The 11,757-nt window shown below is 40.2% G+C and carries 11 protein-coding genes; 5 read left to right on the top strand and 6 right to left on the bottom strand.

What is annotated here, in order from left to right:
• Positions 1-319, top strand: a 319-nt coding sequence (locus Xhom_RS23990; protein WP_476756456.1) for a phage tail fiber protein, incomplete at its 5' end; no start/stop codon positions are given.
• 41 nt (positions 320-360) lie between these two features.
• Here Xhom_RS23990 and Xhom_RS23985 read toward each other — a convergent pair.
• A complete protein-coding gene (locus Xhom_RS23985) occupies positions 361-1,125 on the bottom strand; it encodes a hypothetical protein (RefSeq protein WP_069315776.1) in 765 nt (254 codons plus the stop codon).
• A 470-nt stretch (positions 1,126-1,595) separates the two neighbouring features.
• Here Xhom_RS23985 and Xhom_RS23980 point away from each other — a divergent pair, with 470 nt between their 5' ends.
• Complete coding sequence (locus Xhom_RS23980) at positions 1,596-1,889, top strand: hypothetical protein (protein ID WP_145957470.1); 294 nt, start codon at positions 1,596-1,598, stop codon at positions 1,887-1,889.
• Between the two features lie 443 nt (positions 1,890-2,332).
• The gene (locus Xhom_RS23975) at positions 2,333-2,656 is read left to right on the top strand and encodes a type 2 periplasmic-binding domain-containing protein (protein ID WP_069315778.1); all 324 of its coding nucleotides are present in this window, start codon (positions 2,333-2,335) and stop codon (positions 2,654-2,656) included.
• A gap of 9 nt (positions 2,657-2,665) precedes the next feature.
• Here the strand turns inward: Xhom_RS23975 and Xhom_RS23970 are convergent, their stop codons facing one another.
• Positions 2,666-3,856: an MFS transporter gene (locus tag Xhom_RS23970; protein WP_084023033.1), complete on the bottom strand. Its 1,191-nt coding sequence runs from the start codon at positions 3,854-3,856 to the stop codon at positions 2,666-2,668.
• A gap of 164 nt (positions 3,857-4,020) precedes the next feature.
• On the opposite strand from Xhom_RS23970, the gene Xhom_RS23965 reads away from it, so the two are divergent.
• Positions 4,021-4,776 carry a class I SAM-dependent methyltransferase gene (locus tag Xhom_RS23965; protein WP_069315779.1) on the top strand — a complete coding sequence of 252 codons (756 nt, stop codon included), beginning with the start codon at positions 4,021-4,023 and terminating at the stop codon, positions 4,774-4,776.
• A 68-nt stretch (positions 4,777-4,844) separates the two neighbouring features.
• Here Xhom_RS23965 and Xhom_RS23960 read toward each other — a convergent pair whose 3' ends face one another.
• Positions 4,845-6,335, bottom strand: coding sequence for a trypsin-like serine peptidase (locus tag Xhom_RS23960; RefSeq protein ID WP_069315780.1), 1,491 nt, complete (start codon positions 6,333-6,335; stop codon positions 4,845-4,847).
• A 230-nt stretch (positions 6,336-6,565) separates the two neighbouring features.
• Positions 6,566-9,619: an autotransporter domain-containing protein gene (locus Xhom_RS23955; protein WP_069315781.1), complete on the bottom strand. Its 3,054-nt coding sequence runs from the start codon at positions 9,617-9,619 to the stop codon at positions 6,566-6,568.
• An 830-nt stretch (positions 9,620-10,449) separates the two neighbouring features.
• Here Xhom_RS23955 and Xhom_RS23950 point away from each other — a divergent pair.
• Positions 10,450-10,935: a cupin domain-containing protein gene (locus Xhom_RS23950; RefSeq protein ID WP_069315782.1), complete on the top strand. Its 486-nt coding sequence runs from the start codon at positions 10,450-10,452 to the stop codon at positions 10,933-10,935.
• Positions 10,936-10,946: 11 nt separating this feature from the next.
• Here the strand turns inward: Xhom_RS23950 and Xhom_RS44145 are convergent, their stop codons facing one another.
• A complete protein-coding gene (locus Xhom_RS44145; RefSeq protein WP_335673751.1) occupies positions 10,947-11,129 on the bottom strand; it encodes an MmyB family transcriptional regulator in 183 nt (60 codons plus the stop codon).
• Complete coding sequence (locus tag Xhom_RS23945; RefSeq protein WP_335673752.1) at positions 11,126-11,728, bottom strand: MmyB family transcriptional regulator; 603 nt, start codon at positions 11,726-11,728, stop codon at positions 11,126-11,128. The genes Xhom_RS44145 and Xhom_RS23945 overlap by 4 nt, the downstream gene beginning before the upstream one ends.
• Positions 11,729-11,757: the final 29 nt, after the last annotated feature.

Here is an 11,757-nt window from a genome sequence, read left to right as displayed (position 1 = left end):
TGTGCTGGGCTATAACGCCGATGGCGCATGGGGGGTGCATGGCGGTATCAGTGTGCCCCGTGATATCAACGGCAATGAACTGGTGTATGTCGAGGATAAAGTCCTGCCGGACGGGACCATTGATATCAAAGTGACCCACCGACAGAACACCCACATGCCTGCCCGCCTACAGAACCGGCGTATCAAGTCCATGGAGGCACAGACGTATTATACCGAGGATGAGCCGTGTGACTTACCCGCCGGCACCCGCTTAGACGTCCGTGTCCAGATGCCGGCGGATTCGGTGTGGAATGTGAGGCAGAAAGCGGTAGTGGAATGAAGCCAGTAAACCCGCAGAAAGTTGCGGGTTAAAAATTATAATCAACGAAATATTTTCTTATAGTTGAATATATATGACTCTGGCTCTAACTCACAAGTCATTCTGTATGAATCATAAATTACTTCTTGACTTTTCCGATTATTACGAACCATAGCAACCCCTTTTCTATCTGAACGAGCCTTTTTTTGAAAGCGATCAAACTGTTTGTCAGAGATACTAAGCATTATCGCAGCGGGTTCAGCATCATAATTTGGGTATACATCTGCTTCAGTAGCATAAGAAATTGCAACTATTTTTGCAGACTCTCTGCAGAACCTATTTAAATATGATTCTGTTGGTTCTAATCTTTTTTCTTTTATTTCTTGTGCTATCTTTTTAGCGAATTCAACTTGACGTTCATGTTCTTTTAACACAGCATTTTTTACTTTTAATGCCCTTGCTGCTGTGTTATTAGCACCTCTTGCATAATATTTTTCCGCTGAATAAAAATTATACACACAGCCAATTTCATCAGATCTATAATATTCTTCTCTGAAACAAGAACTGACTAATTTTTCTTTGAAATATTCGGATACTTCGGTGATAGAGGCTTCTTCAAGGTATTTATCTTTAATTGACTGAACGGACTGATAACCGTCCTGGCGAGAGTTATAATATTCTCCATCCGTTACATGCATTAAATAACTATATTTTTGAGCATCAGTCACTGCGTTTTTCTTCTCGTTAATTAAAGCGATAGTTCTCTCAGAAAGCGCGCACCCAGATAACAAGGTAGCTCCAGCTAATAAAATAATCAATTTTTTCATTTTAATACCCTCTGTTAATATTAATCGTTGTTATAATAATTGTTGATTAATAAATGGCAATGTGAAATCCCAAGAGGCTAAAAAAAGGTGAGACGGATCTGGGACAGGCGCCGAAAAATACGTTAATTGTTGTGATTTGCAAGGTAATTTTTCCATCTTCTAAGTCGCAGGCCATGGGTTTTTAGGGGCCAACTAAAATCAATCACTTATCTAAATGGGATAATCTTCCTCTTTTAATCCCTTGATTTAATTGAATTCTGTCTCTGTGCCGGAAATTAGTAAAATCAACAGGTTATCTAAAGGTGGGATTGCTCACCTTTAACTTCGGCATCCTTCCGTTTCAAACGGAGCGATTGAATACCGATCAACTTGGTTCACTGCCGTCATTTGAAATCGCAGCAGTGTACTTATTTAACTTTATTCTGGGGAAATTAACTGTAGGGATTCCCTCAACTTAAGGAGTCACCGATTTGGGAGGCTTTTCTTCTTTGCTGAACATGACGGCTACGAGACTTATTTGGAAAATTCCAAAAAAGGTCGTTCGTGAGCCGAGAACCCTGATCAATATTGTTAATTGGGATTTGAAAGCCCATTTAAGTGGGAATGCCCACTTTGGTTTTATACTCATGGGGGGGTATAGAGATTTCCTCAATACCTTTTACTTCGATACATGCGGTATTTTCCCGTATGTAACTGAATGGCTGACGACGAATTTCGTCGGTAGTGGGTTATCCGGCTTCCTCCAAAGTAAGGACCTCGGATAAATCAACGAGTTAATCAATTATAGAGGAAATCCCAATGGTTGCCGCAAGGTGTGATATCCCACCTTGAGTACGCAATACCTTTTTTTGTGTAGGTACCTCACATGTTACAGGGTGGAATTATGCCATATAGTGATAGTAGCTTTTCTCCCATCTAACGAGTGTAAAATCAATCACTATGTGCCATATAGAGTGTTCTTTCTGTTTGTACATATGCGTGTACATTTCAAATAAATTTAGATGGTGAATTTAAAGTAACTTATTGTTTATATTTTATATTTTTTTTATTTAGATTATTCTTTTGGGATAAACGGTACGTTGCTGAACGCTTGGGAAGAGAGTGGATAGGCCCGATTTGTTTACCAGAGGCAGAAAACGGTGTTATTACACATAAACCAGTCACGTTACTCCATACGCATACTCGCCCCGGAGCATGGAACGATTGGATGTCAGATGTTAAGCAAATCATCCCAAAGCAGAATGAACATTGGTTTGAACACTTTTATATTTTACTGGAAGCCGTGATGGCAGGGCATGGTGTTGGGATCAGTTCCATATACATGATTGAACAAGAATTGAATGCTAAACGAATAAGTGCACCTTATGGTTTTATCCCCGATGGTTCTGCTTATTACCTTATATCCCCCAATACTTTTGACGCCAATACACCGCAGGCTATTTTTCTTGATTGGTTAAAAAAAACGTTCCATGAAACCCATGCAAAACTCGCTTATTTTTGTCACCCCATTTTACCGGCTTTGATTAAGTGACATTGTTACTTATAGATCTTTTGATGTCAGCCAAATTCCGGCTATTAAGCAGATTCCCAGTATTACCATTGTGATCGCCGCACCTTGTTGTGTCAGTAGCAGGGTGGCAGTAGGAAGTAAAAACAAGATGGTCAGATTATTCAGACTTTCCGACACTGCCAATATCTGGCCTTTATCTTGTTTCGCTCGATTTGCCAGAATAGAAGTACTTATCGGCGCCGCAATACCAAGCACGCATCCCCATAACATCAAACAAGCCAGACTAAAAAGTAAGAATAGGGGCATTAACATAAATGCAGAAATAGTAGAGAAAAGTAATACTATTGACAGCAAAAGAACGCATTCGTCTTTGATACACAAGCGTTTTACAAAATTTACAGATAAATTACCAAGCCCAAGTCCAATCCCAAATACAGAAACTGAGAGACCAACTGTACCTGTACCCAAGCCATAATGTTGGCTCATCACTTCTCCAGCCATTATAAAAGTAGAAACGGCAGTACCATTCCAAAGTGCCTTTGCGATGAGAGGGCGAATTAAGTTCCCCTGGAACATCCGTCGAAATGTTAGTGTCGGGTGTTCTATTTTTCGCACATTCATTTGCTGGGGTGGCATACTTTTTTGACCTAACACAAAAAGCAGAAAAGCCCCCATTGCACTCACCAGAAATGGGATCCGCCAATGAAATAATTCCGTTAAAACACCAGCAAAAACAGGACCACCTGCAATGCCGGCTGTCATTCCAAACATAACGATCCCCATCGAAGAGGCTTGTTTATGGGGTGGAAAAACTTCTGCAACCAGAGCAAAAATTGTCGGAATCAAAGCGGCCGAGGCCATGCCGCCGAAGATGCGCAATCCGATTGCGATCTCTAAATTGGGGGCGATAGTCAATGCCAATCCATCAAATGAAAGAAATAGCAAAGATATCAGCACCAATTTTCGCCGATTTATCCGAGCAGATAACCAGCCGAAAATCGGGGCAGCTATTGCATAGGCCAGGGCATAAACAGATATCAGCCAAACCGCTTTGCTTGTTGTTGTTTTGAATGCTTCAGCCAAGGGCTTGAGCATAGGAGATAGCATAAATTCCGTCGCACCGATGAAAAATACAGCAAGTGAAAACAGGGGTAACATTATCGGTGAAATTTTAGGCGTCGTTATAGGCTGAGTTGTAGATTGAATCGTACGTGGCGGCATGAGCAGGCCTCCTTAAATAAAAATAGGATTGAGAGAGAAAAATTGATAGAAATAGAGTTAATTGTTTAAAGTTTCATCGGGGATGTTTAATGTTGATAAGATGGTGGTATAAAAGAAAAACAAGATATTGGGGGGACTTAAAATGATACTAAGGTTTATCAGACATGACAATTGACCGACTCTATCAGGATAGCACATTAGCCCAGTTTTACGATTTCGATAACGAATGGAAAGCTAATGATGATTACTATGTCGAATTTGCCAAAAATGCCCATACTATTTTAGATCTGGGTTGTGGTACGGGAATGCTGGCCAATCAAATTGCTCTGACTTATCCCGATAAAGTGATATTTGGCATTGATATTGCTGATGCTATGCTGAACATTGCTAAATCCAAGCCAGCAGGATCACGAATTACGTGGATACAATCTGATGCCAAGCAGTTGGTATTGCGTCAGAAATTCGACTTAATTATTTTATCTGGTCATGTTTTTCAAGTGTTTTTGACTTATCAAGATCGGGTGGCAGTACTGAAATGTATTCATGAACATTTGGAAGAAGAGGGGCTATGTATCTTTGACAGTCGTAACCCTTTAGCAAAAGAGTGGCTGACCTGGGCTGAAGAAGATTCTAAACGCGAGTTTTTCCATCCAACATTCGGCCCTGTTTTGGCATGGAATGATTTTCAAGCTCACGATGATACCGTCACTTACGGCACGTATTACCGAATTTTAAATGATAAACAGGAATATCAGGCATTCTCAACTATTACATTTGCCAGCTTTGCTGATATTCAGCAAGCACTCGCTGAAGCAAACCTAATAGCGACAGATGTGTTAGGGAGTTGGCAAGGAGATACCTATCATGATCAGGCAGAAGAAATGATTTTTATTGTCAAAAAAAACCAAATGAAAAGATAAAAAAACGGGATAATGTCAAATCATTGTCCCGCGTCTTTATAATTAATTCACTATAGTTACTTTAATATTTATTTGGCTGACGTTGTTTCAATATCAAGCACAGTAATCTGGCTGGCATTTTTTGCAACATCTTCACCATATGCACATACACGCCATGGAGCTTCAGACTTCGCCATCTTTATTGGCATCCAGAAAGGTCTGTAATCTGATTTATCGTCACAATGAGTTACCGCTTTAGGGCCATATTTCACATGTACACTTACGATGTCATGTGGACGGGCATTAGTAGTTACATACCAAGTATCACTTCCATAATCATTTTTATTTAAAATGGGTTTCATTGATGGTGGAGTATTATCAATTTCCCGTAACATAACAGAGGCGTCTTTTGTCTTTTTCCATTGACCATCATTGTTCTTATGAATAACACAGAGTTTGTAGATCCCATCTTTTTCAGGAACAAGCAGATTTTCCAGCATTTTTGAGTTGGCAGGAGTAGAAGCACCGTATCCAGCCTCATCCGTACAGTCTATGTCACTGATTAACCCTGTTTTATATCGAATATTCTTGACGTCGGCATCTTCCTTGATAATAACATCCCATGTTGCTTTCTTACCGTCAGAAGGGTCAACACTTTGAGATATCCAAGATGTCCAAGGCGTGCTTCTCTCCAAAATGTTGCCACTATTATTTTCGAGCTTAGACAGGTCTAGCTTATTATCCTTTGTTATCGCATTGGCGATAGTATCGACAGGGATAAAATAACTGGCACCTTCTGTTGCAATACCCTTATTGTTCTCAACTGTACAAGGTCTACCAAATCCACAACCAGTCATTCCTGGTGTCGTTGTTGTGTTGAGTACTCCGATAACGTTTGTTTCGCCTTTCTCAAAAACAGGAGAGCCAGACGTTCCGCCGACGACACCTGCACAGTTAACCGAGAAAACAGGAGACCAAACCCACGGAGAGCCACCTTCATACAATACAGGTGATTTTCCGGTAATATTACATTCAGATTTTCTGAGATAAGCATAATTATAATCAACATTGTCGACAGGGATATGAGTCAACACGATAGGTTGATGTTTCATCTCAATATTTTTCTTTAACTTCAAAGGATGATAGCCTTTTTTAGCTAACTCACCATAAGTTGTATTCAATTGTAAGACTGCGACATCTTGGTATTTCATGGTTGAATACAAAATACGGCTGACCTTGATTGGTAAAAAATTATCCTTTTTATCAATAAAATAATCTGGCGTATATTCCCAATATTCAGGGGCAGGTTGATCAACGGTTACATCATTTGTATCCACATTGCTATCAACACAGTGCCCTGCGGTAAGTATCAACGCTGGCGTATCTTCGCTTGGTGTATTTTCACCAGCAATCAACGTTGCAGTACAATGTGAAAATCCATTGAATTTACCGACAGTTCTGTATTTCTCAGCACCGAGATCGGTTGATTTCATTAACGGAGCACCGTTATCACTTGCTATTGCTAAAGATGATGTTGAAATAAAAAGCGAACTAATTAATAGAATTTTACGATAAGTCATGATTTTCCTCCCTTGGATGTTTTAATGACCCAAATTCATTATGATATTTAATCATTAATCAGTGCTACCGAAGTGGTTTGTATCAGCGTGAGGACAATAGTCCTAAAAAAAACTCACTGCCAGCTCTTGCCAGCAGTGAGTTTTGTCTATTTATACCTTTCATTTCATTCAGTTGAATTGCAGCTTTGTTGACCACAAATTTAACTCTTTTGGGTATATTTTTTTACTAGTTAGAAACGCAAGTTAGCCTTCAAGAACACGCCATTATCTTTATGGCTGCTTGACAATACACCGTTATATCCCAGAGACAGCTTAGTATTTTCGTTAATACCGAATTCCGTACCCGCTTTGATTACGGCGGCATCACGCGATGCTGACACACTGTTGACAGTAAACGTTGCATTGCTATTGTTAAAACTTAATTGGCTTCCGTTATCTACTTTGCCGAACTGATGTTGCCAACCTAATTCACCATATATGCCGACTGTCAGTTCATTTTGAGTCTGCCATTTGTGATCAGCACGTACTCCTAATGTGGAGAAGGTTGCATTTTTCGATTGTTTATTACCGTTCAGTGCAGCAGCTCCACCATGTTCATTAATGCGATCGTTATGGAAATTAACATAAGACACATTGGCGAACGGCTCCAGATTCAGCCAGGAAGTATTAATTCCATAAGCAGCTTCAGTAAACAACTGCCCAGTTTGTGCACCATATTTGGCTTTCAGATTGTCGGACTGACTACCGAAAGCAACCGAGCGCTCTGTATCAAGACGATGCCAGCTGTAAGCGGCGCCAGCGCGTAATGCCAGAGCATCAATCTGTTTGCTGCCATACAGAGCCAGATGGAAATTGTTACTGCGGGCAGAAGTGCTATCAGCACCACTCAGAGAAGAGCGGGTATAACCAGTAGCAACACCAAACCGCCAATCATTATTCAACTCTTTGTCTGCACCCAGTAACACACCATAATTGGATACACGATAACCATTAACTTCATTGTTACCGTTAGCACGCTGCCAGTTGCCTATTGTTTGTACCCAAGCACCGTTTTGATCTGCTTTGATATCCTGGCCTGTTATTCCGCCATCTGCTTGACGCAAGCGGGTATTCAATGTATCGCGCAAATAACGGCTACTATTGATTTGTGCAGCGGCCATATCTGCATGGATCTGTCCAGAGGAGAGTTGTTGGAATGCCTTACGAGCCTGTGCAGGCGTATCGGACATTAAGATACTCTCATAAACCGGATGGCCTAAGCTCAGTTTATCAGCAGCATTAGCCACCGCGCGTTCATTAGCGGTTTTACCCAAACTGGCGAATGTAGTGGAATTACGTTTTATACCCAGCATGACTCGATCAGTCTGGTAACTAAGTTGAGTACCAACGAATAAATAGTTCGGTACTATAGTAGCAAATTGACCGTTAATACCGCTATTTGCCTGTAGGATATTGTACTGCTGACCAAGCAGGCTGCGAACTTCTTGTTTTGAGAGCAGGTTACTGTTGTTTTCCAACGAAACCTGAACTTCACCACCGTTCAACATTGCCAGACCATTACTGTAAATGCGATCACTGTAACTTTGCCTATTTGGTGCGACTTCTACCAGATAACGTGAACCATCCTGGAAGGTAACATCACGATCAGCGTTCAGTGTACCAATTGAATTTAAACTACCGGGTGCAATTGTGGCTCCGCTATGTGCGATGATCGAACCGACAGTACCACTTCCTCCCAGAGTTGCATTATCTTTTACAGTGACATCAGAGGTTATTGAGCCACTAACCTGCAACAAACCTTGTTCTATCAAGGTTGGGCCTTTATAAGTACTATTCTTACCGGCAAGGTCGAGTATGCCTTTACCGATTTTTGTCAATCCACCATGACCAGAAATACTATTACCCCAACTGTCATAAGCGCATTCAATACTGTCGCACACGCGTTCTACAGTTGTTCCTTTCTCAATCAGGCCACCTATACCCGGAATATTGGCAGTGAATTGTGTCTCTGTATATGAACCGGGAATATAGTACTTTTTGGGAATGTCCTTCTCAGTGATGAACATTTTGGGGCCATCAATAGCGTCTTTCAGGTTCAACATCCCCCAGCCATACAATTCATCCAATCCGGGGGCACCCAAGTCGGTTGCGGTGGTTTTTAGAACATCAGAGATTTGCCCAGCCGTCATGTACGGAAAACGTTGCATCAGGACAGCCGCAGCACCGACTACATGCGGCGATGCCATTGATGTGCCTGTATAAGAATCATAGGTAGGATCAATTGTCAGCTCACCATTATTGAGAGCATCCTCATCAATTTTTCCATTATTTTTAGAAACAAAATCGCCCGTGCTACTGTAAATTTTGGTTCCTGGAGCAGCTAAACAGTAACTGGCGGTATACCCACAGCTGGTCGAGGAAGGAATAATCGCACTTTCTCTGGTTAGGTTGGAAACGCTGAGATAGTTTTTCAATACATCCGGGAAGAAGTACGGCATACCCGCATGTATCCAAGTGACGTTGTAGTTATTTGCATTTCCCGCAGCAAAAACAACTAATTTTCCGTGACGTGCAGCACGTAATAGACCAGCCGTTCTGGTTGTATAGTCATCCATAACTGGAATAGGAGAACGACTTAACTTATCTAATTCATCTTTAATCGGGGTGGCATAATTAATCACATCTTGCAGTGTGACTTCATAGTAATCAATTGTTCCATCCTTACGGCGAATAGGATTACCGTAGGCATCCTTGCGGTAGTTAGGGCGTACCCCCCAACTGTTATTGATGACACGAACATTACTTTGGATCATGGCTTCTGTGCGATTATTTTCATTTTGCAAATATTTCGCAGTAATCAAACCCGCATCAAATGCCACACCGTGCATTGCTTTCCCATCTCTATTTGCTGCAATAATTCCTGAAACATGATTACCATGTGCACCGAAACTGATAATGCCAGTGTAGCGATCTCTATCATAGTTCCAAGTATCTTCAGGGCTAAGTATTTTTAATTTACCTGAAAATTCATTGTGTTGACTAACAGCCTCATCTAATACACCAACATTAATACCTTTTCCTGTATAACCTCGGGCATAAGCGTATTGAGCACCAATAGCGGCTAATCCCCATTGACGATTAAATTCATCTGATAGCCAACTATTAGGTGAATTATTTTTACCTTGTTCTTGATACTCATCTGCCATTGAAGCATTGACAGGGAGTAATCCAAAAAATAATGTCATCCACAAAAATATAGGTCTTACCGAATTATTTTTTTTCATAGAAATAGGCCCATCCTTCAAAAAGTGGTGACTTTCAATTCGCTATTTAATACATCTGCTCCTCGGAAAGTCTTTATTAATAAAAAGTGAACGAAGACGATTTTACCCCGCATGCATTAATATCCCGCGAGACAATTTTGTTCATATTATTCTTCATTCACGGGATGCTATAGCATAATAATTAGCTCAAAAAGGCAAGAGGAAAATTAACTTAAAAATAACTTTTAATTTACAAGAATGGTTTAGATAGCTACATAATGGGTGTTTATATAAATATTATTGTTACTCGCATGTTAAATTTTGGTTTATTGGCATTGCCGTCAGTGCTAACGATAGTGATAGTTTATTGAATGGCGGTTTCTATCAATATCCTTGATTATGAAAAATAACTATGATTAGGATGATAAATTTACCTTGGTAAAAATAATAAAAAATCCGAGCATAACCAACTACTTTTTTATTTTTCATATTTTGATTTTCAGTTAATTATTTTAATGTACTATTTGTATAAATAATTCCATCTGAAACATCAGGGCGGTATTTTAATTTAATATTTAATTAATAAAAATTGTTCTTAAAAAAATAGAATTTTTTAATCGAATAACTCAGTTCAATTTTTCGCATAAATAACCATTTGTAAATGCCTTTCTGGATCAATCCGAGAATGGAAGGACACTTTCGACGCCAGTTAACTGAGACAGAAACGTGCTCTACATGCACATTAGTTGAGACGTAGTTCACAATCTTTGAAACAGATATAAAATCATATTCCATAAGTCATGAAATATGCGGAATTATAACAAGATAATCTAACGGCACTCGGATAAGTCATGAATCCCATTATCAATCTTAAAAATCTTACTCTCAATACTTGGAAACAGGGCGAAGGCTATGAGGGATCAGATAGTTCCTTTGGACAGCAGCTTGGTCTCAAGCATTTAGGTATCACCTATAACGAAGTACCGCAAGGTAAAAGTAGTTGCCCGTATCACAACCATCATAGTGTGGACGAGCTTTTCTTTATTCTTGAAGGTAACGGTACCTACCGCTTTGGCTCCGATGAATTTTTGATCGAGAAGGGTGACGTTGTAGGTGCTCCGGCGGGAGGGCAAGAGACTGCCCATCAAATAATCAACACAGGGTCAGGTTCATTGCGCTATCTTTCTATGTCAGCGAATGTTTCAGCAGATTTGATTGAATATCCAGACTCGGGTAAGTTTCAGTCGGTATTGAAGCGACAAGACGGAAACGTGTTTCATTTTGTTGGGCGGGTCAGTAACGAGGTTGATTATTGGGACGGGGAACCCGGAGCGTAACATAACGCAGTTCAATTTTTCGCATAAACAATCATTCGTAAATGTCTTTCTTGATCAATAATCATTGATGTGTAATCGAAAGAAACGACTTGTGCATTCACCGTTAGCTCCCGTATACCATTACAGGGTTCATAAATTTCATGCCTGTGCCACATTTCATTAAATTCAGGGGAGGTTTCAAGTAATTGATTCACAATATCATGGATATAACTATCTTTAGCCGCAGGACATAATCACGCCTAAAACTGGCCAATAAACGATAAGCATCCCGTTCCCAATGACAAAATAGTTTATGATAATGTTCACAGGTAAACAATAACCACAAGAAATTGCGTTGTTCGCCTTGAAATTGGCTGAAATGAAAGATCTCATCTGCTGGCTGATTAAAGGCCAAGACATCCCAATGTAAATTCAGTACGTAAGTTAGATGGGGGGATAAATCATTCATAATCCGTTTGATGAGTGGTGAAACAAGACACCATGTTTGCCCCGTTTCGAAGGGTTCACGCATATGCACTAGCAAATATAAATGCCTGCGTTCAGCCACATTTAATTTTAACACTTTGGAAAGACTATCTAAAAACGTGGCAGACACACCAATTTCGCGACCTTGTTCCAGCCATGTATACCAAGTTACACCCACTCCCGCCAAAGCTGCAATTTCTTCACGTCTTAAACCGGGGGTACGACGACACCTAATATGGGGTAATCCAACAGATTCAGGGCTAAGACTTTCTCTTTTGTTACGTAAAAAACTGGCTAATTCGGTACGTGATCTCTTCAAATTTTTCATTTATTTCAATCCATTACTTTTAGTAACAG

Origin of the sequence: Xenorhabdus hominickii (assembly GCF_002632725.1) — a bacterium.
Lineage (GTDB): Bacteria > Pseudomonadota > Gammaproteobacteria > Enterobacterales > Enterobacteriaceae > Xenorhabdus > Xenorhabdus hominickii.
The sequence above is the reverse complement of the archived record's forward strand: the minus strand, read 5'-3'. Positions and strand labels throughout refer to the sequence as shown.